Below are 25,298 nucleotides of genomic sequence, written 5' to 3' on the forward strand. Positions count from 1 at the left end.
TTTTTTTTAATCAATATTGCTTCTTCGTTAGTGTTGTGATATTTTTGTTTCATACGAAACAAAAAATCAATCAGTATATTTAAACATTCCATAAAATTATTTATAATAATTATTTTCTTTAGAAACAAAATTTATATGAATATTTTTGTGAGAAAGGATGATGGAGTTTGGGTAAACAATTTAGCTCGATATTACCGGAACATCAAGAGTTTATACAGCGGCAGCACATTTTCTTTGTAGGATCAGCACCGCTATCCAAGACAGGGCACGTTAACCTTTCCCCCAAGGGATATGATTCCTTTCGTATTCTATCGGACCAAAGGGTAGCCTATCTCGACTTGGCGGGAAGCGGCAACGAGACAAGCGCCCACATTATCGAGAACGGACGGGTAACAATCATGTTTTGTGCATTTGAGGGCGCTCCCAGTGTACTAAAGCTCTATGGTACTGGTACCGTCACGCTGCCCGATACTAAGCAATGGAATGAACTGTACCCTCTCTTCAACCCGCTTCCCGGTGCAAGACAAATCATTGTTGTGGACGTTCACATGGTGCAGAATTCATGTGGTTTTGCGGTTCCCTTTATGACATACACGAGCGAACGGGAAAAGCTGAAGGAAGTTTCGATTCAGATGGGAGAAGAAGCACTTAAAAGATATGCCTATGAGAAAAATTTGGAGAGTATTGACGGTTTGCCGACAGCGTTTGCCTTTAACAAAAGCAACATAAATTAGACACCTTACACACCTTAAAATAATTGACTACACAAAAAACCGGGACCTTCTGATTATTGCCTCAGACGGTTCCGGTTTTTTGGGCTTCCCTTAGTCTATTTTTTTAAGTTCTGCTCTAAAAATGTCAAGATAGCGTTCGCTAATAACTCCGGTGCCTCGAACAGGCTCATGTGACCTGCTTCCGGTAGGGTAACCTGAGTTACTCCGGCCCGATCTGTTGTAAACGTCCGCGCTGGAGGAATCGCCTGATCCTGCTCCCCCGCTACTAAAAGGGCTGGCAAGGCAGAAGCTGACAACACATCCCGTCGGTCAGGACGCTCGCGCATAGCCAATGATGCTCCTACAGCTCCTTGCGGAGGTGTTTTGTAGCCAATTTCTTTGACTTTAAGTAATTGGCTGGACATCGACTCCACATGATCAGGAGCAAACAGTCCCGGTACGAGTCCATCTACAAATTTGGTAATCCCCTCCGTTTGGATGGTGGATACAGCCTTATTCCGCTTTTCTTTACCTTCGTCTGTATCTGCATAAGCTGTGGAATGAATCAGTCCAAAGGCTGTAAGGCGCTCTGCATGTCTCTGCACTGCCGAAAGGGCTAGATAGCCTCCTAGGGAGTGACCAAACCAGGCAGCCTGAGGGATGTCCAATTGTTCTTGAAGTTTAAGCACATCATCTGCCATTTGATCAATCGTATAGGCTCCTAGTGGAGCATCGCTGCGTCCATGTCCACGCAAGTCTGGAACAATACAACGATAGCTTTGGGACAGCAATGGAACAACCTCATCCCAATAGGAGGAGCTTCCGCAAAAACCGTGCAATAAAATGATCGGATCTCCTTTTCCCTGTTCGGCATAGCAGATCGTCGTTCCTTCGCATAATACCTTTTCCATATGGAACCCTTCCTTCTCTGTATATAATCTATTGGAGCTGAATATATTAGTGAGTAGAACATGCTGATGTATATTATTAAGCAGACCATCAATATCTGAAACGGTAACCCTCTGGAAAATCTTGCGAAGCTGTTTTCAAACCAAATTCATAAGCCGCCGCATTAGCAATATGCGCAGCCATTGTCATGACCACGTGAAGCGACGTCATTTGGAGTGTCCAATAGGGTTTGGGACTGCGCTCATTCACAATCGCTGCAACACTATAATGACCAACAGACGGCAGAGCCAGCCCCACCGATCGCGCAGGGGTTAGCGGTTCACGCGCAATAAGAAACATTCCCGTTGAGCCGTGCTGTCCAAGACATGCATCTATGGCGATCACATGATGATCTTGGGGAATGCACTCCAAGTATGAAACCAGATGATCTGCATCACAGGGCTCCGTCATTGTGCCAATCACGTGCGGAAAGCCTTGCTCCTTGAGCATGGTGCCTACCAGTGGCCCGAGTGAATCACCCGACGAGCGATCCGTACCGATGCAAACAAAAGTCAACTTATCTATAGCATGCTGATGATGAATTTCTCGAAAAAATGGCGCGAGTCCATCTCTATCTGTTTTCTTTACATTATGTTCTAAGGACGAGCGGCCGGGTGCAGAAGTTCGATTATACAAAGACAACTTTGTCGCACCTCCTTGGTTCGGTTGTATATCGGTAATCTGGCTTTCAGTACATTCTACAACAAAAACATGATACAATACAGGCAACTTCCCCTGTTATGAAAGGATGGAAAATTAACGATGGATTTGTCTGTACCGTCTCATGCCAACATTGAGTATATGATTGAGGGTATTAAAACCAAGCTCCGTATGGCGAGTGGTGCTGCTATGCAGGCATCCGCTTTCTCGCTGGAGCAATACGAGGACATCCATGATGTCTATGATATGGTGATAAGCAAGCCTAACCTGAGCATTTCAGAGGTTGAAGCTATTGTTTCTGAACTGGGCAGATTACGCAAATCCTCCTGAATTAGCTTATAGGAAGACAACTTAGCTGTCTTACATCCTATCATCATGAGCAACAGCCTTTATGGCAGTGGCCCTGTCAGCGTAAATAAAGCTCGTATCTGCGCTCGTCTCAATAGACGTGCACCGGGATACGAGCTTTATTTTTTTGATTGCATATGCGCATTTTCATACACTTCTTCACTCACTCAGGATGCTTCAAGGCAAATCCGCTAACACCAATTCAGATATATCCTCATTACCTGTAGCTCGTATCTTTAATGTACAGCTTTTTTGAATTCGTGCAGCATCACCAGGCCCTAACTGAAAATCTCCATCCTGGCACGTAACTTCCACATGACCGCTAACTACATAAATGTGGGTGCGGCGCTCCTCTTGCTGCGGATATTCAAGCTGCTGGCCTTTTTCCAATCTGCTCAGATACAGATTTATATCCTGCGCGATAGATAATGCTCCCTCCACTTCTGAACCAGACACAACAGGCTGAAGCCGATTTAGGCGTTCACTGTGCTTGAATCTTTGCACCTGATAAGAAGGCTGAATGCCAGGGCTCTCGGGTAAAAACCACATTTGCAAAAAGCGGACCGGTCTTTCATCCCCAGTATTTCGCTCTTCATGTTCAATTCCGGTGCCTGCACTCAGAACCTGGATCGAGCCGCTTTTTAAATCCTGCTCATGTCCCAAGCTGTCGCTATGATGCAGTTGGCCTTCAATTACATAGGTGACGATTTCCAAATCGTGATGCGGATGTCTTTTGAAGCCTTGCTGCGGTTCAAGCTCGTTATCATTATGGGCTAGCATACAACCAAAATGGGCATTGCTCGGATCTTCATAATCGGCAAATGAAAAGCTAAACTCACTATGAATCCATCCTTTATTTGAGGTATGTCTTTCTGCCGATGTCACTATTTTAATCATCCTTAACACCTCCATGGATTCCAGTTCCGTAAAGCAGCCTTGCTTTGTGATGACTATCCCACTTCCGGCCCTGGCATTTACAAACGCTGTGATACGATCCCTTTACCCCGGGCTCAAATGCCTCAATCAGCCTGTCGTCTCCGTCGGGTTTTGCTCTTAAGTTCATTATTAGTTAAGTTAATAGTACGAAAAATTGAATCTATCACAGCCATAAGGAGGAGATTTATTACATATGCTATCCCATGAACCCCAATCATCCCGGTTCCTACCAAGCTATTTGCGTCGTAGTCTGTATGCATCTATTATCATGATCGCTGTGTTGCTGCTCATCGCCTACTCTGTGAAATGGATTGGCACAGCTCCTTTTCTATATTGGGATGAACGCATACAGAATGTCGTTTTTCCAGACACAGCAGCTGCTCGTTACCAACTGTTAACCATCGCTATATTCATTACATCTTTCGGTTCATTCCGCATGTCGCTGATCATCGCCCTCGGTGCTGCCACCTTGTGTTGGGTCAGTCTTCGCTCAAAAGCTTATTCCTTTGCGATCCTAAGCAGCTTTACGGCGATGTGGGTGCTGAACACGCTCATTAAAGAAATTTTGCAACGGGAACGCCCGTCACTTCAACATTTGGTTGAAGCCGGGGGCTACAGTTTTCCCAGCGGTCATGCGATGATTTCCATGGGATTTTACGGAATGATATTTGCCATTTGGGCCATAGAACGAAAGATTCGTGGGCGTTCGCTCTTTCTTCCGTGCGTTCTTGGTGCACTACTGATTCTCTTGATTGGATTAAGCCGCGTATATCTAGGCGTTCACTTTCCTACAGATATTGTGGGTGGCTATATTGCAGGTATTATTTGGCTGGTGTTTACCGTTCCTGTGATCTATTGGCGAGCGCGTATGCAGCTTCCTTCCACTCCCCACCGGTAAATGTCCGAGACGGCTTTTTGTTTCACTCCGGGTCACGACGTTTATATACGAAGTAAGCAAGGCACAGCAATATCGAAGCTCAGCATTCATCAAAAACGTTATGATTTTGTGAACTTAGGATAAGGGAGGCGATCCTTGTGTGGGGAATTGTACTAAGTATTATAATGGCTATTATTATTGGATTGATTGGCGATGCACTGGCTGGTCATGAAATGCCTGGCGGCATTGCGGGCTCTATGATTGCTGGATTTGTAGGAGCTTGGCTAGGTGTCATGCTATTGGGAGACTGGGGCCCGGTCATCGGAGATTTTGCAGTCATTCCAGCCATACTCGGAACCGCATTGTTCGTGTTCTTGCTCGGACTTGTGTCCAGGCTATTAAGAAGGGCTACCTAACATTTATATATATTTTTTATTCTATAAGAGGAGTGATATAACATGAGTAACATTGACAATCAAAATATGACAGGTACTTCAGGTTTTGCAAAAGGTTTATTTATTGGAGGTTTGATTGGTGCTGCCGCAGCCCTGCTGTTCGCGCCGAAGCCGGGTCGTGATTTGCGTAGTGATCTGTCTGATAAAATTACAGTTGTCTCCGATAAAACAAAGGACGTGGCATCTGTAGTTAGCAGCAAAGCAACAGATTTGGCCAAAACCGTTTCCACCAAAACAGCAGATGTAGCCAAAACGGTATCCGAGAGCAAAGACAATATCGTTTCCAGCGTAACTAAAGCTTCTGCCGATGTCGCTAATGAAGCGGCCAAAGCGGATAAAGAAGTTATGGATGCAACGGCTCAGGCGGCCAAGGATACACAGAAACAATTGAATGCTAATTCCTAATAGTTACACATTCAGATGACAAAAAAATAAGCCCTAGATACTGAACAGCCAGCATGCAAGAAGCTGGCTGTTTTTAAATGATAGAAAGGCTGGGATGACAATGAGCAAGCCAAACTCCTATGGAGATGATCTTACCGCGAACAACAAAAGAACCTTTCATCCCCTACAGGCTCAAGATCAGCCAGATGAGGTTTCATCCAAGCAGGCTTCTTCTACTCCTGATCATGTTAAAACGCATGATCAGGAGAGAGACTTTGATGTAAATGAGCATCCTTTTGAGCTGCGCCATGAGGTCAAGCGGCTTAACAAACGCTTAGATCAAATAGCAGATACGCTCGAAAGAGCAGAGTTCAAAGATATTCTGGAGAACTACTCCAGCACTAAAAGAAGAATTATGAGCAATCTGACCGCAGGGATTGCACGTGGTCTCGGCCTTACGCTGGGTACAGTGGTCATACTCGCCTTGCTCGCTTGGTTGCTCAGTTTCCTGGTACAATTAAATCTTCCGGTCATCGGAGATTTCATCGCCGAATTATTAGGATATATCAAAATGAGCCAAGGTACTAAGTAATTGTCCCTATCTCATTTAAAAACGATCCATCGTAACCAGTAATAGACTCCTCAAAGAGCCTCCAGTTACGATGGATCGTTTTTTATTTGTAAATTGTAACAGCTGTAGTCAGTCGCTACAATTTGTTGCGCTTGTTAGCTTTCAATAAGTCTCCTGTCCACCCCTTCATCATCAGCCAGCCGTACATTCCCGCCATACTTAGCAATGTGGCAATAATCACGGTGGTAAAACCCCAGCCTGTTTTAATCCAAGGCAGATTTTCAAAGTTCATGCCCCATATAGCGCCCACTACAGTTGCTGGTGTAAATACGGCGGTGACAATGGTGAGCGTCTTTGTAATCTCATTCCCCCTAAATGCAGAAATGGCGTCGTCAATGGAGATCAATGTGTCGATTTCCTTTTCATAATGCAGGAAAAGTCCTTCCATCCGAGTAACACGGTAAAGTAACTGCTTAAAAAAGCGATTCTCCTCCAGCTTATCCAGATATGCCTCCCGAGAAGCCGTTACCAGCTCTGAAAAAGGAATGAACATATTGCTCCAATACAACAGCTCGAAACGTGCATTCAATATAGAATCCATCAGCGTCCGAGCATTCCTTTTTTCCATGTCCTCTTCCAGTCTTCTCAGGTTGATCTCGAACTTATCCATACCTGTATGAAAATAATGAAGCACGGCTCTCGCCAATACAAACATGCCGTCAGCTGCATCCTCACACTGTTCCAGCATTTTTTGACGTTCCGCTGTGTGCATAATTTCACGGGTATTTTGATCCAAATTTAACGTCACTAACTTCTGATTTAGGACCAGAAAATAAAACTTGTTGCAATTGCGCTGACTGTCGATCTCCTCCTGAACAGAGTAGATCAGCGACCCGTACATTAAGGACTGATTGCCATCTGGAAAGCGCACAGATATAAAGCTGGATGGAATGTCCTCTACCTTGTCCAGCCATTCTGAGGCTTCTGGGAGCTTCTCCTTCAAGTGCTGTATGACCGAATCTTGCCAATTCCCAGCACTGATGTCCCACCATTCCCATCCTCCACGAAAGGAAGAAATCTGTTCAAATGCTGCCATGGATTCCAACCTTCCTCCCAACCTTTTTCGCTTTATAAAAAGGACACGCTTCCCATATCGGAATAACGTGTCCTTACGATGTGACGTCAAATATTTTAAGCCATATAATCTGCCATCTACTCATGAAATAGAGGAATTAGACATAATCTGCTTCAGCTTTTCCGTTGCCCGCTTCTGAATACGGGAAACGCTCATCTGCGATACGCCCAACGTCTGTGCAATCGCACGTTGAGATTGACCGTCCTGAAATGCCAGAAGAAGCACCTTTTGTTCCTGCTCCTTCAGTTGGCTTAAAGCCTGCTGCAAATCCATTCGTTTTTCCACAGTGTCATAATCGTTAGCATCCGAGCTAATGAGCTCGCCTAACGTAGCTGCACTCTCTTCCTGGGATAAAGGCGAGTCCAGTGAAACATAGTGATAGCACTCACGGCCAGCAAGCACCTCAATCGTTTCTTCCACGGTAAGATCCAAATAGGTCGCAATCTCGTCCACATTAGGTGAGCGTTCCAATTTAACGGTCAGTTCATCAATAGCATGTTGAACAAGCGCACCCTTTTCCTTAATGCGGCGAGGAACCTGGATGTACCAGGATTTGTCGCGCAAATAATTTTTCATATGTCCCAGCATACTTTTCATAGCGTACGGTTCAAATGGGATACCCAAGCTGATATCGTATTGCTGAAGCAGACGTATCAAAGCCATCTGACCGGTCTGATATAAATCCTCGTATAAGTCCGGACGGTTACGGGAGATCTTCCCGGCAGCCATCTTGACCATCGGCTCATACTTACGGATCAGCACGGTAGCAATCTCGTTATCTTTTGTTTGCTGGTACTCCCAGATTAGACCAACGGCTTCATCCATCGACTCCGGGGGAGTTACCTTTTCATTCATACTCTTTCCTCACTTCTGGTCAGTCGCTTTACAAGCACCACTTCGGTGCCTTTTCCTGTCTCATTCAAGATATGGACATCGTCCATAAGCGCCTGCATGAGATAAAAGCCTAATCCGCCTATCTGCGCATCATTCAACTCCTTGTCATGCAAGGATGCGATGCGGGACGGGTCCTCCACACGTTCAAAGCTCTCCCCTTCATCTTTGACACGAATGGACAACGAAACTTCATCAAATTCGAATATTACTTCCACGACTCCCCCCTCATGACCATAAGCATAAAGGACAGAGTTATTACAGGCTTCCGATACAGCCACTTTCATGTCTTCAATATCCTCATAAGAGAATCCCATTTTCGCGGCAATACCGTATAAATTTAATCTTACAATATCAACAAAGTCAGCAGTTGCCGGCAAATTAAGAACTACTTTTTGAATTTGAGCATTCATTTCTTTTTCTTTCCTTTCCTATTGGGAATTCTCCTGGGGGACAAAGAATTTGGCAATACCGGTCATATCAAACAGCTTTTGAATTTGAGGCGGTACCTCTTGAACAGCAAAGCGAGACTCCATCCCATGCCTTGCTTTTAAAATGGATAACAAGATACCAATACCCGTGCTGTCAATGTATTTAAGGTCTCTCAAGTTAATAATCAAATCTTGGCTGGACTCCCCCACCAAAGGCTCCATCACCAGACGAAAATCAGGTGCTACTGAAAGATCCAACTCTCCACTCAGATAAACGGTATTTACGCCATCGGTTGTTTCTGTAATTGCATTAAACTTCTCATTTTTATTTGTATTCATAGGCCTACTCTCCCGAAAAAAGATTTCCCTACATACTAACCCATTATACGAGCATTTGAATCACGGTATAACTTTTTAAACACTACCAAATACCACCATCTAAGCTTCATTGATTTGATCTTTACCCGACTGCATTGGAAAATGGTCTGGAGAATGCCGTAGCAACGCCTGTTTGACACTACTGATTTTAACGGGCTTACTAATATAATCATTCATCCCAGCTTCAATACATCGAGGCTGAATACCCTCCATGACGTTAGCCGTCATGGCGATAATGGCAGGTTGGGATCTTCCCGCCAATTGCTCACGCACTCTACCCGTACACTCTAGACCGTCCATCACAGGCATCTGTAAGTCCATAAAGATATAGTCATAGTCCTGATTCGCCATGACCATATCAAGCGCCTGTTGCCCATCTGCTGCCACATCTGAAGCTAAACCGAGCTTATCCAGTATATTTACCATCAGCTTCTGGTTAATCGGATGATCATCTACGACCAGTACAGGTTTACGGCTTGGAGATTCCTGATGTGGAATTTCCCAATCGTGGCTGGACTCCCCCTCCAGTTCATTTTCCTGAGCAAAGCCAAGCTTCATTGTAAAATGAAACGTCACGCCCTGTTCTCCGCTCGTATCTACACGGATATCTCCGCCCATCATATTCACTAAGGTTTTACAAATGGCGAGTCCTAACCCGGTACCACCATATTTACGCGTCATTGAAGAATCCAGTTGGGAAAAGGGCTGAAACAGCCCTCCAACCTTAGTGGGATCAATACCAATGCCTGTATCCTTCACAGAAAACTCAACCGTAAGTCCATTGTCGCTTTGCTCTTTGACAGATGCGAAGACATACACCCCGCCCCGGTCTGTAAATTTGACGGCATTGGATACCAGGTTAATCAATACTTGACGCAATCTTCCCATATCTCCATATAACACAGGAGGCATCTGTTCATCGAGGAAATAAACCAGTTCCAAGTTCTTTCGGTTCACCTCTACCGTAAATAGGCTGAAAACTTCCTTGATACAGGAAACCAGATCAAAAGGATATTCCTCTACCTCCATTTTGCCTGACTCCAGCTTAGTGAAGTCCAGAATATCATTAATGACTGCTACCAGCGCGTCTGCACTACGACGGATGATATCGGCATATTCCTGTTGGTCACTTTGCAACTCCGTCTCCATCAGCAAATCAATCATGCCAATGACGCCGTTCATAGGTGTGCGGATCTCATGGCTCATCATCGCCAGAAATTCCGTTTTGGCATTGGCAGCAATCTCTGCTGCCTCCTTGGCGGCAATCAGTTCGCTGTTCATCTTCTCCAGCTGCTGGGTCTTCTGATGAAGCAGCATGGACTGTGTCTTCAAGCGCTTGTTTGTCAGATACATTTGCACGAAGCCTTCAATTTTGGACTTGAGAATTTGCGGGATGAACGGCTTCACCATATAATCAATACCGCCCGCTGAATACCCCGCAAATAAATGCTCCGCTTCCTTGCTGTTAGCTGAAATAAAGATAATCGGAATATCCTTCGTTTTCTCTCTGGCCTTGATTAACTTTGCGGTCTCAATTCCATCCATACCCGGCATCTGCACATCGAGGACTACGATTGCAAATTCATCTTTTAATAGACATCGCAGCGCTTCTTCCCCGGATGTGGCCTTTACCAAATTATATTGTTCACTCTCCAGCACCGCCTCAAGAGCGAGCAGGTTCTCAGGTCTGTCATCTACCAGCAATATATGAATCGGTTCATGAAGCCCCATGGAATCCTCCTATGCATCTCTATTTAATCTTCCGGTAAATTTTTTCTATCCGGTCCAGCGGCTCGTAGGAATCACTATAATCGGTAAAGTGTATGGATTCCTTGGCCCCAAGCACCAACACACCAAAATGACTCAAGCTATCATAAAACAACCCATGCACGTGGTTGCGAAGTTCGTCGTTAAAATAGATCATGACATTCCGGCAAAAAATAACATTGAACTCGTTAAAGGACCGGTCAGTCGCTAAGTTGTGCTCCGCAAAAATAATATTTTTCCGTAGAAAAGGATGAAACATCACTGAATCATACTTGGCTGTATAATATTCAGAGAACGATTGTGTGCCCCCGGACTCCAAATAATTTTTGGTATACAGCTTCATTCGGTCAATCCCGTATACGCCTTCCTTCGCCTGCTGTAAAGATAGGTTATTCATATCCGTCGCATAAATGCGGGCCTTATCATATAAGCCTTCTTCATGCAGCAAGATCGCCATAGAATATACTTCCTCACCAGTGGAGCAACCTGCATGCCATATTCGAATGTACGGATACGTTCGCAAAATAGGAATGATTTTCTGCCTGAAATTCAGAAACAGCTCCGGGTCACGGAACATCTCGGTCACCGGAATGGAAAGGCTTTGTACCAGTCTATCGAAGGCGCTGCGATCATGCAGCACCTTCTCCAGAAGTCCTGATATCGTGCTTACATTCTCGGACTGCGCATGATAATAAACACGCCGCTTAATCGATGGCAGAGCGTAGTTACGAAAATCGTAGCCGTACAGCCGATGTATACCTTCCAGCAACAGCTCAATCTCAATCAATTCCCGCTCAGTATCATTCGATTTCACTTCATTAGCAGCATTATCCGACATATCCTTAGATGTCATAATCTCTCTCCAATTCCTAAATAGGTTTTGCCTGTGCCGCTCCAATCATGTGTCGATTTATATTACCCATTTTTTTGGGTTACGAATACAACCACACCCGCATTAATGATAAAAGCTGTTCGGTTTGAATCGGTTTTTTTACATAATCGGAAGCGCCTGCCTCAATACACTTGGAACGATCATCCTTCATGGCCTTGGCTGTCAGGGCAATAATAGGCAACTTCTCGAATTGTGGCATTAGCCGGATACGTCGCATCGCTTCATATCCATCCATTTCCGGCATCATCATATCCATCAGCACCAGATCAAAATCAGGTGTCTGTTCCAGCAGTTCCAGTGCTTCTCTTCCATTTTCCGCAAAGGTAACCTCCATACGATAGCTTTCCAGCACGCTGGACAGAGCAAATACATTGCGAATATCATCGTCTACCAACAATATTTTTTTACCTTCAAACAGCTCTTCCTTGTTGTATAGCTTCTGCAAAATTTTGCGTTTATCCTCAGGAAGATTCGCCTCTACACGATGCAAGAACAACGTTGTTTCGTCTAAAAGCCGTTCCGGCGATTTAACATCCTTAATAATAATAGACTCTGCATATTTGCGAAGTTGCGTTTCTTCTTTGCTATCCAGATCTTTGCCTGTATAAATAATGATCGGCAGATCAGTTAGCTGCTCGTTCTCTCGAATACGATCCAGCAGTTCAAAACCAGTCATGTCGCTCAGCATCAGATCCAGTACCATGCAGTCATACCGCTGGGTAGCCAGCTCATTCAGTGCTTCCTGACCTGTCGATACCGCCGTAATGGCAACATCATCATGATCGATCAGCTCAATAATGGATTTACGCTGATTGTCATCATCTTCAACCACAAGGAGACGTTTGACCATTTGGTCCGTATACGATTTTATATGTGAAAATGTCTTATCCAGACTTTCCTTCGAGGAAGGCTTTTTGAGATAGGCAATCGCGCCCATCATTAAGCCCTGCTTCACATCATCTATGACCGAAATAACATGCACTGGAATATGACGTGTCGATGAATTTCCTTTCAGCTCGCCCAAAATGGACCAGCCATCCATCACAGGTAATTGAATATCTAATATAATAGCATCCGGCAAATAAGACTGAGCCATGTTGAGCCCATCGTCTCCTTGGAGAGCGATCAGTGCCTTAAAGCCCCGGCTACGGGCCATATCGTACAAAATATTAGCAAAATTAATATCATCCTCAATAATCAGCAGCACTTTATCCTGCGAGGTAATCTCGTTTCGGTCGTCCCCCGGATGTATAATGTCCTCCACTTTGTTTTTCGAAGGCATCTGATATAATGGCAACCCTTTAGCAGGCATAATCATGGGAAGGTCCGTTTTTACCGAGGCTGCGACATTCTCAAAATCCGAATTCACATCCGCACCGTTAAGTTCCTCTCTCGAATGAGAATCCATATCCTCAGCCGTTGGTGTTTGTTCCGGCAAATACAGTGTGAAGCAACTGCCCTGTCCCTGCTCGGATTCCACCGTAATAACGCCGCCCAACAATCTGGAAAGCTCGCGGCTGATCGACAGACCTAGTCCTGTTCCCCCGTATTTCCGGCTGGTTGTACCGTCTACCTGCTGGAAGGCTTCGAAGATCAGATCCGTTTTATCGGAAGCAATCCCAATGCCCGTATCACGCACAGCGAGAGCCAGATAGGATCTTCGTGGATTTAGCAGACCAGGAAGCTGCTCTCCGTTTGCCCGAGATACATTGAAACGAATAGAACCTTCCGTGGTGAACTTGAAGGCATTAGACAGCAGATTTCGTAAAATTTGTTTGAGACGATAACCGTCACTAATAATGGCATCTGGCAAGTTCTCTTCGATTTCGGTATGCAGTTGAAGCTCACGTTTGGCTGCGACCGGAGCAAAATTCTGCTCCACAAACAGTTCCAGTTCCTTCAAATGGACCGCTTCATGGTTAATATCCATTTTTCCAGCGTCCACTTTGGATAAATCTAGAATTTCATCAATCATTTTCAACAAATCCGCGCCTGACATATAAATGGTTTGTGCATATTCCACCTGCTTTGGCTTGAGATTGCCTTCCTTGTTCTCAGACAAGAGCTGAGAAAGAATAAGCAAGCTATTTAGCGGAGTACGCAGCTCATGAGACATATTGGCCAAAAACTCGGATTTGTATTTGCTTGTGATTCCTAGCTGCATTGCCTGTTGTTCCAACTGAGCTCGTGCATGTTCAATCTCGTCGTTCTTTTCTTCCACTTCTCGAACTTGTTCTTCTAGCGCTCTAGTTTTGGCGATCAGTTCAGTATTAAAATGCTCCAATTCTTCCTGTTGACGCTGTAACAATTCCTCTGAACGTTTGAGCTCCTCTGTTTGCTCCTCCAAATTTTCGTTGGAGCGCTTGAGTTCCTCTTGCTGAGTTTGTAGCTCCTCGGACTGGCATTGCAATTCCTCAGTAAGTGCCTGGGATTCGCGCAGCAATTGCTCTACACGCATCCGTCCCTTGATATTGTTCAGAATGATCCCCAAGCTCTCTACTAATTGAGCAAACAGCTTCGTTTCCAGATCACTGAAGCGATCCAGTGACGCTATTTCTATAGCACCGATGCACTCATCCTCGAACAAAATAGGGAAGATCATAATTCCCACTGGCTTACTTTCTCCTAAGGCAGAGCCTATGGACAAATATCCGTCAGGAGCCTCTGTAATCAAGATCGGCTTACGATCCAGAACACATTGTCCGAGCAATCCTTCGCCCACATGGATAACGTCCCTAATCGAATTTTCGCCAGTCACCTTTGCATAGGAGCCGTATAACTTAAAACGGTTGTCTTCTACATCTTTTCCTTGCAAATAGATGGCTCCATAGCTGCCTCCCAAGATGGGCGTAAACTCACTAATGAACATCTGAGCAACCTGCTCCAGTGAATTCACACCGCGGAACAGCTCAGTCACCCGAGCAGTATTGGCATTAAGCCAAGTTTGATCCTTCTGCGTTTGAAGGACGGAATGCTCGAATTTCCGCTTTTCTTCCAAATCCCCGGCCATTTGTTGAAATACACGAGCGACTTCACCGATTTCATCTTTGGAGGCAACACTCATTCGGCTGATGGCCCTGTACTTTCCCTTGCCAAAACCATTAATCATGAGATTAACGATATTTAGACCTTTGGCAATGCTTGGGAGCACCCACAAAATAACCAGTAAGCCCATGATCAGACCGGCGGCCATCAGAATTGTGGTAATCTGTACAGATTCCTCATAGGCCCGATTGGCTTGCTTCATGTCGTTATCAATCTCCCGATCCTGAAAAACGGCAAGGGCATTAATGCTGTCCATTGCCTCCTCTTGAGCAGGCAAACCAGTACTATTGCGGAAAGCGTTAGCCTCATCAATGCGATCTTGTCCCAGCAAGGACACTAACCTTTGTTCGTAACTTAGAAATTCATTCCAGGCGACGGCTACCCGATCAACCTGCTGCTGCTCTTCACTGGTGCCTGAATTTGTTTGCAGACTTGCCAGCACTTTCGTTCCAGTAGCGGAAATATCATCGAGCTCACGTTTGGCCTCGCCGACGGAGGAGCCCGGATTTAAAAGCAGGTTGGCCATAACTTTGGCCATATCATTCACCTGACCGCGAATAGCCGTTGTTTTCCGGACCTTCACATATCGGTCCTGGTAAACCTGATTCAGCTGCTCATTCAGGCTCCCCATACGGTCATAGCTGATTAGCGTCAGCACAAGGAGGATCGCCATAAGCGATCCAAAGCCGATCAGCAGTTTATTTCTGATTTTCATGCAAGCTCTCTCCCTCTTTCAATGAAATCCAGATCAGGCACTTATCATCATCGCGATCCTGTGGCGCCTCATTACGAAAAAATGCATCCAACATCGCTTCTTCATTCCAATCCTCATACTTACGTAGACACTCAGTCAGATACTCCAACTGCTCCTCATATTCACCTTCCACCGCTTCCAGCAAGCCATCCGTATACAAAGCGATATGTCCAGTTCCTTCATAATGAATCGTGTGCATTTCTGCATCAATCTTATCAAACAAACCAACCGGGCTACATGCACGGTCAAATTTGGTAATGCTGCCATCCTGGTTGAACAGCAAACCGGGAGGATGTCCCGCATTTACATAGTCAATTCGCCGTGAACGGGTATCAATCACCATATAAATCGCCGTAAAATAATACTGTACCAGCTGCTTGCCCAGATCCAGTTGATTAAAACGACGATTCAGCTCTTGTATGACTTTCTCAGGCTCCACATATGTGGTCACCGTATCCTTAAGTACAGACGCAATGAACATGCAGAACAGCGAGGAAGAAATGCCATGCCCCATCATATCAAGCAAAATGATGGCATATCGCCCCTCCCCTAACGGATACCATGAATATAAATCCCCTGCCAGTTCAAAGGAAGGCTGATAGAGCGCATTCACTTGCAGCACCGGGTCCTGAATGGCAGGACTAAGCACCGCCTGCTGCACCATCGCGGCCAGCTTCAACTCATCCTGAATTCGCTGATCCCGATCCTTATGCCAGTCCTTCTCCTGTTTGAGACGCAAAGCAGACCGGATTCGCGCCATTAGCTCTACCTTGTTGATCGGCTTCGTGACATAATCGACGGCTCCCACATCCAGAGCTTCGGCCAATTTTTTGGAATCGCCTACTGCCGTTACCATAATAATCGGGATATCTTTTAAATGCTCATATTCCTGCACAATACTGCAAGCTTCAATGCCGTCCATTTCAGGCATCATCATGTCCAGCAGCACCAGATCAATATCTGAAGGACGGGGTCGAAGACTAATGGTACGATCGCCGATTCCCAGATGCTCCAACATTTCTGCGGCCGAGCTAGCAGAGATCACATCCCGATAATTTTCTTTTTTCAGTATTTCACGAATAATAATGACATTCGTCGGGTTATCGTCAACAATTAGAATTCTCATTGGCCTCTCCTTATCTGTAACTCATGTATTATACTATACCTGCTTAAACGGCAACACCCTTGTTCATTAGTAGTAGTGTTTCCGTAAGAAGGCATTCCAAAAACATAGATAAGGAATGAGGCTGGAACCCCATTCCTTATCTATGTTTTTGGAGGACCCGCGAAACACTTGTGCTGCGGTCAACATCCTCTTTTTCGAATCTAATGCCACTCTGCTTTTATGGTGAACAGCAATATCACGCTTTTTTAGCAATGACCAGCACTTTACCCTGATCCAGTTCTTTTTCATAAAAGTCAGCTTCGGTATCTGTAAATCCCAAGGAAGTAATTTTAGCGCGAAGCTCATCGCCGCGGGAACGGAACAAGTTGGCTAATGAGTCGAAAACGCCCTCTTCCTTAATCCCGATTTCCTTGGCATCCACCGTATCAGCAATACGATCTGTCCGATCCTGATCATGAGCGAGCACGAACACATCCTCATAACGATAGCCCGTGTTACGCAACTCATTTACTGCTTCAACGGCTTGTACACCGTTATCTACCACTTTGGCATAAGATTTATGATTGGTCTGATTCATGTTTCTCACGCTCCTTTAAGGATTGACTTCTCTGACTATTACACTTCACATATCCATTTGAAACTTCCATGTTATGTCACGCCTCGAAAAAATCGATTACCATTCCGTTTCATCAAAAAACTCAACATACTTAGGTTTATCAGACGTCTCATCCATAAACACTTTGATTGCACGTTGTCCGCGTACATAGACCTCTCCGTCTTCCGCCGTGAATTGCGAGCCACCCAGCGCCTGATCCAGCGTTTTCCGTTGCAGCGGCAACCACTCATCATTTACCTTAATTCGACCGGCAGCAGGGTCTACATGCACATAAGAAACGACGTCCTCACGCATACCAACTACAACATCTGGATATTGGTATTCTGTAGAAAGCAGCAGCATATCCTTTTTGACTCGTAGTGGCTTGCCCAGCTTTTTCAATACATCGGCACGTGTATCATCCAAAGATATGCCGTTTAAGGTATGAAAATCTGCTGGTACAGCATGTGGAGCGGGTATCGTCTGTACAGTCCTAACCATATGCCCCGCTGTTTGCGGGGAAACGGTTTGCTGAACCGTATCCTGTCCGGAGAAGGGAGTGAGCAAACCAGCAGCTAGTAATAACGTCTTCATCATAAATCTCACCCTTTCAATGAATTTCCTGTAGTTTACGGTTCAGCCACTATGCTACTGACGCATTTTCTGCCACACCCCAGCAGCGATGTCTACATAACCCAACCAGTTTTTACCCGGCTTGGCCGCTGGCTCCTCATAAGTCGCATTGTAGCTCTGAACCGTTCGCTCCGTTGCGGTCAAAGGTCTATTCGGTGTCGTTGCGTTAATCGCGTTATCCGTTCTGGAAGTATTACTCGCAGCGCTATGCGATTTCTGAAACCGTGTCATTAACGCTGTTGAAGCCTGCTTGGCAGCCAGCGTCACTTCGCTGAGTACCTCCCCCAAGTTTCTAACCGATTCCATCACTGGCTCCACTTGCTTCAATTTATGATCAACATCTGCGGTGATGTCATTCGCATGTCGAACCGTTTGTTTTACTTCATAACTCAGTTCATCTACCGTTTTTTGTACATCCTGTAAGGTTTGAGTCACCTTATCCAGTGAGCCTTGTGCTGCTTTCAACGTTTTAATGAGGAAAATAACGAGAACTGCAAATGCGATAGCAATAATAAAAATGCTGACCTGTGTTAACATGGCGTAACCTCTCTTTCGTCTTTCACGATGATGTTTATGATTACTGCATAGTTACCCTTTAGATTCAGACACGAAACAACGTCCAGGCTGGCTTCTTCTCCGCTCCAAACGTTATGATTCACGGACTCTCGCACCGTTTAAAACAACATATAACGATGGCACAGCCACGAGTAATCTATAGAAGTCACCGTCATCTGTAACCACGCTCTATCGGGGCGTGAGTATGCCACATTATATACAATTAAAGGAGGATACAGAACATGCTAAAATGGTCCGCTTTATTCTTAATTTTTGCTGTGATCGCCGGAATCTCAGGTTTTTTTGGTATCGTCGTGTCCATAGCTGCTACAATCGCTAAAATATTATTTGTGATATTTCTGGTGTTGTTCGTCATTTCACTCTTTACCGGAAGAAGACGGGTTTCATAGTTATCGGATGATAGCTGTACAAAAGCAATAAATGTTTATAAAAAAAGGATGTTCCCACCCTGGTCAACAGGGCTGTGGAACATCCTTTTTTGATGCAGCTTTTTTACGGTTAACGACGTTTTTATTGAATCACGCTGCCCCCAAACAGGAAACGGTCCTGCCAAGGCTTGCTGAAATCCGTAACTTTTACACCGCCACCCGCTACAGAAAACGTATGGAGAAGCTTGTTGTCTCCCAAATATACAGCTACGTGTGTAATCGTTTGGGAGGAATTATCCAAGGACGTGTACGCCCCGGAAGATGCATTATAATTTGTAAAGAAGAGTAAATCGCCACGCTTCAGCGTAGTCATGTCCGTATTCGGCTGACTGTTTTGCTTGATCCACTCACCCTGTGAACGAGAATCTGCCGGAAGCTGGATACCTACAGCCTGACGGAAAATTTGACGGGTAAATGCCGAGCAATCAAAAGTAGCCGTACTGTTACGATCCGAACCATATTCATATGGAGTTCCGAGATAAGTCATCCCCGTGTTAATAACCTGCTCTATTGCAGCCGCTGCATCACCGGAAAACATGTTCATAGTTGACGCAGGAGATGCTGTCACAGGTATTGCGGTAGTATCAGGAGTGGTTGTCACCGGAGCAGCCACAGGCTGCTGCACAACAACGCCCTCACCAATACGAATATACTGTGGAGACGAGCTAACATAGCCCACCGTACCATCAGCATTGGTAACCTTGAACCAATAGGCATTACTTGGATCGGTAATCGTAACGACATCCCCTGCATTCAAATAGCCCAAAACCTCGGAAGAAGTGGATGCCTCCGCCCGCAAACGAACGGACGTTTGAATCGTGGCTTTCGTTTGACCGGCAGAACTATTCACTGAGGCCACAGCCTCTTTAGCTGAAACATTTTTAACTGACTCTGCGGCTTCCGATTTACGGCTGGCAGATGAGGTGACAGCAGCAGCGACGCTGGTAGCGCCAACTTTTATGTACTTGTCGGAGCTGCTAGTATATCCGGTTACTCCATCAGAAGTCTTGATCTTATACCAATAGCTGTTTGTTTTCTCCAATACCGTTACGGCCTCTCCCTGCTTCATAAAGCTGACTACATCCCCTGTAGTCGAAGGACCGGATCTAAGCTTTACAGCCGCCTGAATAACTGCCTTCTGTCCTGTGGATGCTGTTGATGCCGCTGCGTCAACCTGACTTGGCGCCACATGAATTGCTGCCAACAGCGCGGCTGACGTCATGAGCATTCCCATCACGCGTCTTCTCAATGTTGCACCTCCTGGCTGTTTTTACGAATTTGAAGAGCATATCCAATTCCGACGAATATAGCCGGACATGCCTTCATTATAGTAAAAGCAGCAGGAAGAGAGATATAATCCAAACGTCACAAAAGGAAGCGTATACGCCTTTTGCATATAGGTCTAAAGTCACTTTTAACACTAACTATTCAATAATTAATCTATAATTTGGGTTCTACATGGACATGGACATGCATCGTATTATGAACCTCTTGCAGACGTTCCTCAATCCGGTCGCTGATTCGATGCCCTTCAATCAGGCTGAGTTGCGGATTGACCTCAATGACCACATCCACCAGCGCATGATTGCCGTGTACACGTGCCTTAACGTCCCGAATCCCCTCTACTCCAGGTATACAGGCAATCGTACTCCGTAAGTCAGACAGCTCTTGCTCATCAAATCCATCGGTCAAGCTGTGCGTGGAATCCTTAAAAATATCCCACGCTGTTTTACAAATGATAAATCCTACCGCAATCGCAGCTACAGTATCCAGCCAGGGTAGGCCGAACTGTGCGCCGATAATGCCAACTGCTGCCCCAACACTGACAAGTGCATCCGATAGATTATCCTTGGCCGCTGCCAGCAAAGCCTTATTGTTAATTTGCCGTGCCAGTCTGTTATTGTAAAGGTACACTCCCAGCATAATCACAGCACAAATTACAGCTACACCCGCGGAGGTGATATCCGGTATTTGCTTTCCGCCTTTGAAAATGCTCCCGATCCCATCAATAAGCACCTGCAAACCGACGACAGCCATAATAAAGGACGCCAGCAGCGCCGCGATCGTTTCTGCCCGAAAATGTCCATAGGCATGGTCAGAGTCCGGTGGCTTTTGGGAAATTCTCAGTCCAACCAGTACAGCAACCGACACTACAATATCAGTGACATTATTGAAGCCATCCGCCCGCAACGCGCTAGAAGCAAATATATATCCGCTAATCAGCTTAAAGGCGGACAGCAAGAGATAAGCAGCAATGCTCACCCACGCCCCACGCTCACCTTTTCGTATCTCTTCATAGACATTTACCACAACGCAGGACACTCCTTCAAATATATAGTTCCCAGCAGAACGATGTCACCGGGCCCAAAAATAAAAATAGCAGCGTTGCTGCCCTGAATAATAACAATTTTCTTTGGTTAACTGTTATTTTCAGGATAGCAGACGAACTTTGTGTGGGTCTAGAGAAACAGTCTTTCCGCTCTGCATCGCTGTAGTAACAACGAAAAAGTATTGCCAGGCCCCATTCCTGTAGGTTACACAAAACATTTTTTCCTTCACGCAAAAGACAGAGGTTTTCTCTTCCACCCCACCCCAGATGTGTGTTATCATTGTTGCCCTTGTCCCTTCTTTTAAAAACGTATAAAATGAGGACACAGCCGCGTTTTTCTTCAATCCAGCATGATTGACATGAATCTGGCGGCAACAGGAGGAATTTATTCATGAGCGATGCTAATGAACCACGTAAAGTTAATCTCGCAGATGCCATTCGGGAAAAGCTGGCACAAAAAAAACAGCAGTCCGGCGCTTCACAGCAGGGCGGCTTTCAAGGCGGTTCCGCCAAAACACTGAAAAGCCAAAATACGAAGAAGCCGAACAACCAACGCCGTCGTACAGGCGGATCATAAGCCACCCCATAGTATATATATTGTACGTAAAATCGGACGAGGTCTATCTTACCTCACTCCGGAACCGAGTAAGCTATGGGTCATGGCACAAACGAAAAAAGAGGAGTCTCCCGACCATATCAATGGCCTAAAGGAGCTCCTCTTTCGTTTATCTAGTTGTTGAAGTTAGCCGGTTTGGATTTTAGCCGATTTCTACCGGATACATACGTTCACGCAATTTTGTGATTTCTTCATTTTCCAAGTATTCATCATAGCTCATCGTACGGTCGATTACGCCGTTTGGTGTAATTTCCACGATGCGGTTCGCAATAGTTTGAATAAACTGGTGGTCATGCGAAGTAAACAATATAGTGCCGTCAAAATCAATCAGACCATTGTTCAGCGCTGTAATGGATTCCAGATCCAAGTGATTGGTCGGTTCTTCCAGCAACAACACATTGGCACCGTTCAGCATCATTTTCGCCAGCATACAGCGAACCTTTTCGCCCCCGGACAGCACACTTGCTTTTTTAAGCGCTTCTTCACCAGAGAAAAGCATACGTCCCAAGAAGCCGCGCAGGAACGTTTCGTCCTGATCCTTGGAATATTGACGCAGCCATTCCACAAGATTCATATCCACACCTTCAAAATAGGTGGAATTATCTTTCGGGAAATAAGCCTGGCTAGTTGTAATCCCCCAAGAGAATTCTCCGCTATCCGCTTCGATCTCGTTCATCAACACCTGGAAGAGCGTCGATTTAGGCATGCCGTTCGGGCCAACAAACGCGATTTTATCGCCTTTGTTCACAACCAGACTGAACTCATTCAGCACTTGCTCGCCTTCAACGGTTTTACTGAGGCGGTCTACTGTCAGGAGTTGTTTGCCTGCTTCGCGTTCAGGCTTGAAGTTCAGGAAAGGATATTTACGGTTCGATGGACGGATGTCATCCAACGTAATTTTATCCAGTTGTTTTTTACGTGAAGTAGCCTGTTTGGACTTGGAAGCATTCGCGGAAAAGCGCTGAATAAAGGCTTGCAGTTCCTTGATCTTCTCTTCCTTTTTCTTGTTGGCATCACGAGTCAAGGCAAGCGCAAGCTGGCTGGACTCGTACCAGAAGTCGTAGTTGCCGACGTACATCTGGATTTTGCCAAAATCAATATCCGCAATATGCGTACATACCTTGTTCAGGAAGTGACGATCATGGGATACGACGATGACGGTGCCTTCATAGTCCATCAAGAAATTTTCCAGCCATTGAATGGATTCGAGGTCCAAATGGTTGGTAGGCTCATCGAGCAGCAAATTGTTCGGACGACCAAACAACGCTTGAGCCAGGAGAACACGTACCTTGTCATTACCACTCAGCTCAGACATGTTCTTGTCATGCAGGTCGCGGGAAATACCAAGACCGATCAGCAAGGAAGCTGCATCCGGCTCGGCATCCCATCCGTTCAGCTCCGCAAATTCACCTTCAAGCTCCCCAGCACGTAGGCCGTCCGCTTCGGTAAATTCCGTTTTGGCATACAAAGTATCTTTTTCCTTCATGATTTCATACAGACGCGTATGGCCCATAATAACGGTTTCCAGAACTGGGAATTCATCGTATTCATAATGGTTCTGCTTGAGCACTGCCATCCGTTCGCCCGGTGTCATGTGAACCTCGCCTGAATTGGCTTCGATTTCACCGGAAAGAATTTTCAAAAAGGTGGATTTGCCCGCGCCATTCGCCCCAATCAGGCCGTAGCAGTTCCCAGGAGTAAATTTGATATTTACGTCTTCAAAAAGTGGGCGTTTACCATAACGAAGCGTTACGCCGCTTGTACTGATCATATAAGCATACCATCCTTATCATTAGTAAAGTGCTAAACACAAAATTACCGACGGCAATAGTATAACACACAAAAGATCGGATTCGAACCGTAGTATAAGTATAACCGCCCCTGAATCTCATCCAATATCTTATAAATAAAATAAAAAATGCTTCTGTCTCCACGATTGTCACCTGACAAACACATGGACCAGAACCATTTTCATGTTCTAAATTCGTTGAGATGCCGTTAGGACAGACACGTTATTCAGTCGCGGCATTGATGTTCCATACGCTTGTAATTGTCAGGAAACCCCGACACCTATCGGAATGAGGTACATGCCGGCTTCATCATCCTGTTTGATTACGACCTCCACGTCATAGACCGCCTGGATCAGTTCAGATGTAACGACCTCTGTAGGTGGGCCGTTCGCTATAATACGCCCTTCCTTCATGGCAATCATCACATCGCTATACCGAATAGCCTGATTGATATCATGCAACACCATCACAATTGTCAGTCCATGTTCCTGGTTTAACTGCCGAATGAGCTCTAAAATTTCAAGCTGGTAGTACATATCCAAATAGGTGGTCGGCTCATCCAAAAATAAAATTGGCGTCCGCTGTGCCAAGGCCATTGCAATCCATACACGCTGCCGTTCTCCTCCTGAGAGCTGATCCAACGTGCGAGTTCTACGTTCGTTCAGGTTAGTGCAGGCTATTGCCCACTCAATCGCCTCCTCATCCTCGTCACGTCTCGCTGTGAACATGTTCTTATGCGGCAACCTGCCGAAGCTTACGAGCTTTTCTACTGTCAAGTCGGAAGGTGCCTCGTTCTGCTGATGGACTACCGCCAGTTGACGGGCCAGCTCCTTGGGCTTGTAGTGGGCTATCTCCTTGCCGTCCAGAATCACCTGGCCCAAGCGGGGAACAGCATTGTTAGACATCACGCTGAGCAGCGTCGATTTGCCGCATCCGTTGGGACCAATAATGGTCGTAATCCGTCCCGACTCAATAACAGCATTAATAGCATGTAGACGATCTGTTTTCCGATCATATGAGAAGGTTATATCCTTAATGTCCATAGGTGCGATCCGCCTTTCTGATCAGGAATATCAGGAACGGCCCGCCAATGACGGCCATAATAATAGAAGCCGGGATTTCATTGGGAGCAAGCACCGTCCGCCCCAGTGTATCCGCGAGCAGCAGCAGCAAGCCGCCGCATAAGGCGGAAAATGGAATCAACCACTTATGATCCGAGCCAACTAGGTAGCGGGCACAATGCGGAACGAGCAGGCCGATAAAAGCAATCACTCCCGCGATGGCTGTAGCCGTTGCTGCAAGCAGCACTGCAATCACAGAAATCAAAAGTCGTGCACGCGTTACATTGAATCCCAGATTTTTAGCTGTTTTATCTTGAAGGGACAAGAAATTGCACCAAGAGAACACGAGCATAGCTAAAATTAGCCCAATCCCGCCATAGGTCACAATAACCTCGACATCTACCCATTTTTTCATAGACAAGGTTGAAGTGGTAACCTGATTAATGCTGGTGACTGCATAACTGCCTCGATAGTTAAACGACTGACCTAGGCCGGAAAAAATGGCGTTCACAGCCACCCCGATCAGAATGAGACGAATCGGATGCAAGCCAGATTTCCATGAAAAACCATAAACCATTAAACAGGCTAACGCCCCGCCAATAAATGAAAAGAATGGCATCCAGAAATAAAGCGCAGGAAAGACCGTCACCGCAATCAGCGAGATCAATGCCGCTCCCGAAGAAATGCCGATAACCCCTGCATCCGCCAGTGGGTTTTTCATGACGGCTTGCAGCAAAACACCCGCTACTGCAAGTGCTGCACCTGCCATAACGGACACGAAAATCCTCGGTAGTCTCAGGTCCTTGACCACATTCACCTGATCATCTGTACCTGTCCACAATCCGGTCATCAACTGACTCAAATCCACCTTGAGACTACCTGTCATCGCTGAATACAGCATGACGCCAACGAGCAAGACAATTACAACAATAAGGCTCCATACTTTTTTGGACATGTCA

At 45.7% G+C, this 25,298-nt stretch carries 27 protein-coding genes; 8 read left to right on the forward strand and 19 right to left on the reverse strand.

Features of this window, described 5'->3' with window-relative positions; all coding sequences use genetic code 11:
- Window positions 1–167 precede the first annotated feature (167 nt).
- Window positions 168–734, forward strand: a complete 567-nt coding sequence (locus tag KAI36_RS22340; protein ID WP_025721767.1) for a pyridoxamine 5'-phosphate oxidase family protein — start codon at window positions 168–170, stop codon at window positions 732–734.
- A 95-nt stretch (window positions 735–829) separates the two neighbouring features.
- Here the strand turns inward: KAI36_RS22340 and KAI36_RS22345 are convergent, their stop codons facing one another.
- Both KAI36_RS22345 and yyaC read right to left on the reverse strand, forming a co-directional pair.
- The gene (locus tag KAI36_RS22345) at window positions 830–1,624 is read right to left on the reverse strand and encodes an alpha/beta fold hydrolase (protein ID WP_025721766.1); all 795 of its coding nucleotides are present in this window, start codon (window positions 1,622–1,624) and stop codon (window positions 830–832) included.
- A gap of 88 nt (window positions 1,625–1,712) precedes the next feature.
- On the reverse strand, window positions 1,713–2,303 hold the full coding sequence (gene yyaC, locus KAI36_RS22350) for a spore protease YyaC (protein WP_258382212.1): 591 nt from the start codon (window positions 2,301–2,303) through the stop codon (window positions 1,713–1,715).
- A gap of 120 nt (window positions 2,304–2,423) precedes the next feature.
- On the opposite strand from yyaC, the gene KAI36_RS22355 reads away from it, so the two are divergent.
- A complete protein-coding gene (locus tag KAI36_RS22355; protein WP_013373034.1) occupies window positions 2,424–2,651 on the forward strand; it encodes a DUF1128 domain-containing protein in 228 nt (75 codons plus the stop codon).
- 195 nt (window positions 2,652–2,846) lie between these two features.
- On the opposite strand, the gene KAI36_RS22360 is transcribed toward KAI36_RS22355, so the two are convergent.
- Window positions 2,847–3,566: a pirin family protein gene (locus KAI36_RS22360; protein ID WP_025721764.1), complete on the reverse strand. Its 720-nt coding sequence runs from the start codon at window positions 3,564–3,566 to the stop codon at window positions 2,847–2,849.
- 232 nt (window positions 3,567–3,798) lie between these two features.
- Between KAI36_RS22360 and KAI36_RS22365 the strand changes: the two genes are divergently transcribed.
- From KAI36_RS22365 to KAI36_RS22380, 4 genes are all read left to right on the forward strand, one after another.
- Entirely contained in the window at window positions 3,799–4,503 is a 705-nt protein-coding gene (locus KAI36_RS22365) for a phosphatase PAP2 family protein (RefSeq protein WP_220026051.1), read from the forward strand.
- Between the two features lie 137 nt (window positions 4,504–4,640).
- Window positions 4,641–4,898, forward strand: a complete 258-nt coding sequence (locus tag KAI36_RS22370; RefSeq protein ID WP_220026052.1) for a GlsB/YeaQ/YmgE family stress response membrane protein — start codon at window positions 4,641–4,643, stop codon at window positions 4,896–4,898.
- 42 nt (window positions 4,899–4,940) lie between these two features.
- Complete coding sequence (locus KAI36_RS22375) at window positions 4,941–5,342, forward strand: YtxH domain-containing protein (protein WP_220026053.1); 402 nt, start codon at window positions 4,941–4,943, stop codon at window positions 5,340–5,342.
- Between the two features lie 94 nt (window positions 5,343–5,436).
- On the forward strand, window positions 5,437–5,913 hold the full coding sequence (locus tag KAI36_RS22380) for a DUF5665 domain-containing protein (RefSeq protein ID WP_034095093.1): 477 nt from the start codon (window positions 5,437–5,439) through the stop codon (window positions 5,911–5,913).
- 115 nt (window positions 5,914–6,028) lie between these two features.
- Here KAI36_RS22380 and KAI36_RS22385 read toward each other — a convergent pair whose 3' ends face one another.
- The 11 genes from KAI36_RS22385 to KAI36_RS22435 all read right to left on the reverse strand — a co-directional run bounded on the left by KAI36_RS22385 (window position 6,029) and on the right by KAI36_RS22435 (window position 18,076).
- Window positions 6,029–6,988, reverse strand: coding sequence for a magnesium transporter CorA family protein (locus tag KAI36_RS22385; protein WP_220026054.1), 960 nt, complete (start codon window positions 6,986–6,988; stop codon window positions 6,029–6,031).
- A gap of 120 nt (window positions 6,989–7,108) precedes the next feature.
- On the reverse strand, window positions 7,109–7,882 hold the full coding sequence (locus KAI36_RS22390) for a sigma-70 family RNA polymerase sigma factor (protein ID WP_013311929.1): 774 nt from the start codon (window positions 7,880–7,882) through the stop codon (window positions 7,109–7,111).
- The gene (rsbW, locus tag KAI36_RS22395) at window positions 7,879–8,331 is read right to left on the reverse strand and encodes an anti-sigma B factor RsbW (RefSeq protein WP_023990271.1); all 453 of its coding nucleotides are present in this window, start codon (window positions 8,329–8,331) and stop codon (window positions 7,879–7,881) included. The genes KAI36_RS22390 and rsbW overlap by 4 nt, the downstream gene beginning before the upstream one ends.
- An 18-nt stretch (window positions 8,332–8,349) precedes the next feature.
- Window positions 8,350–8,688, reverse strand: coding sequence for an STAS domain-containing protein (locus KAI36_RS22400; protein ID WP_023990272.1), 339 nt, complete (start codon window positions 8,686–8,688; stop codon window positions 8,350–8,352).
- A 99-nt stretch (window positions 8,689–8,787) separates the two neighbouring features.
- A complete protein-coding gene (locus tag KAI36_RS22405; RefSeq protein WP_220026055.1) occupies window positions 8,788–10,458 on the reverse strand; it encodes a response regulator in 1,671 nt (556 codons plus the stop codon).
- Window positions 10,459–10,477: 19 nt separating this feature from the next.
- Complete coding sequence (locus tag KAI36_RS22410) at window positions 10,478–11,347, reverse strand: CheR family methyltransferase (RefSeq protein WP_220026056.1); 870 nt, start codon at window positions 11,345–11,347, stop codon at window positions 10,478–10,480.
- Window positions 11,348–11,426: 79 nt separating this feature from the next.
- On the reverse strand, window positions 11,427–15,146 hold the full coding sequence (locus KAI36_RS22415) for a response regulator (RefSeq protein WP_220026057.1): 3,720 nt from the start codon (window positions 15,144–15,146) through the stop codon (window positions 11,427–11,429).
- The gene (locus KAI36_RS22420) at window positions 15,130–16,311 is read right to left on the reverse strand and encodes a PP2C family protein-serine/threonine phosphatase (protein WP_023990276.1); all 1,182 of its coding nucleotides are present in this window, start codon (window positions 16,309–16,311) and stop codon (window positions 15,130–15,132) included. The genes KAI36_RS22415 and KAI36_RS22420 overlap by 17 nt, the downstream gene beginning before the upstream one ends.
- Before the next feature lie 235 nt (window positions 16,312–16,546).
- Entirely contained in the window at window positions 16,547–16,888 is a 342-nt protein-coding gene (locus tag KAI36_RS22425; protein ID WP_023990277.1) for a YflT domain-containing protein, read from the reverse strand.
- A 96-nt stretch (window positions 16,889–16,984) separates the two neighbouring features.
- Window positions 16,985–17,503, reverse strand: a complete 519-nt coding sequence (locus KAI36_RS22430; RefSeq protein WP_034095094.1) for a hypothetical protein — start codon at window positions 17,501–17,503, stop codon at window positions 16,985–16,987.
- A 51-nt stretch (window positions 17,504–17,554) separates the two neighbouring features.
- Window positions 17,555–18,076: a DUF948 domain-containing protein gene (locus tag KAI36_RS22435; RefSeq protein ID WP_220026058.1), complete on the reverse strand. Its 522-nt coding sequence runs from the start codon at window positions 18,074–18,076 to the stop codon at window positions 17,555–17,557.
- 260 nt (window positions 18,077–18,336) lie between these two features.
- Here KAI36_RS22435 and KAI36_RS22440 point away from each other — a divergent pair, with 260 nt between their 5' ends.
- Complete coding sequence (locus KAI36_RS22440) at window positions 18,337–18,504, forward strand: DUF1328 domain-containing protein (RefSeq protein WP_220026059.1); 168 nt, start codon at window positions 18,337–18,339, stop codon at window positions 18,502–18,504.
- A gap of 121 nt (window positions 18,505–18,625) precedes the next feature.
- On the opposite strand, the gene KAI36_RS22445 is transcribed toward KAI36_RS22440, so the two are convergent.
- A complete protein-coding gene (locus KAI36_RS22445) occupies window positions 18,626–19,792 on the reverse strand; it encodes a C40 family peptidase (protein ID WP_103744649.1) in 1,167 nt (388 codons plus the stop codon).
- 191 nt (window positions 19,793–19,983) lie between these two features.
- Window positions 19,984–20,853 carry a cation diffusion facilitator family transporter gene (locus KAI36_RS22450; RefSeq protein ID WP_028541844.1) on the reverse strand — a complete coding sequence of 290 codons (870 nt, stop codon included), beginning with the start codon at window positions 20,851–20,853 and terminating at the stop codon, window positions 19,984–19,986.
- A 410-nt stretch (window positions 20,854–21,263) separates the two neighbouring features.
- Here KAI36_RS22450 and KAI36_RS22455 point away from each other — a divergent pair, with 410 nt between their 5' ends.
- On the forward strand, window positions 21,264–21,449 hold the full coding sequence (locus tag KAI36_RS22455) for a hypothetical protein (RefSeq protein ID WP_013311941.1): 186 nt from the start codon (window positions 21,264–21,266) through the stop codon (window positions 21,447–21,449).
- A gap of 181 nt (window positions 21,450–21,630) precedes the next feature.
- Here the strand turns inward: KAI36_RS22455 and KAI36_RS22460 are convergent, their stop codons facing one another.
- The 3 genes from KAI36_RS22460 to KAI36_RS22470 form a co-directional block, all read right to left on the reverse strand.
- Complete coding sequence (locus KAI36_RS22460) at window positions 21,631–23,259, reverse strand: ABC-F family ATP-binding cassette domain-containing protein (protein WP_103744651.1); 1,629 nt, start codon at window positions 23,257–23,259, stop codon at window positions 21,631–21,633.
- A gap of 282 nt (window positions 23,260–23,541) precedes the next feature.
- The gene (locus KAI36_RS22465; RefSeq protein ID WP_025718721.1) at window positions 23,542–24,321 is read right to left on the reverse strand and encodes an ABC transporter ATP-binding protein; all 780 of its coding nucleotides are present in this window, start codon (window positions 24,319–24,321) and stop codon (window positions 23,542–23,544) included.
- Window positions 24,311–25,294 carry a FecCD family ABC transporter permease gene (locus KAI36_RS22470; RefSeq protein WP_028541843.1) on the reverse strand — a complete coding sequence of 328 codons (984 nt, stop codon included), beginning with the start codon at window positions 25,292–25,294 and terminating at the stop codon, window positions 24,311–24,313. The genes KAI36_RS22465 and KAI36_RS22470 overlap by 11 nt, the downstream gene beginning before the upstream one ends.
- Window positions 25,295–25,298 lie beyond the last annotated feature (4 nt).

The sequence above is a fragment of the Paenibacillus sp. S02 genome (assembly GCF_019454065.1).
GTDB lineage: Bacteria > Bacillota > Bacilli > Paenibacillales > Paenibacillaceae > Paenibacillus > Paenibacillus polymyxa_B.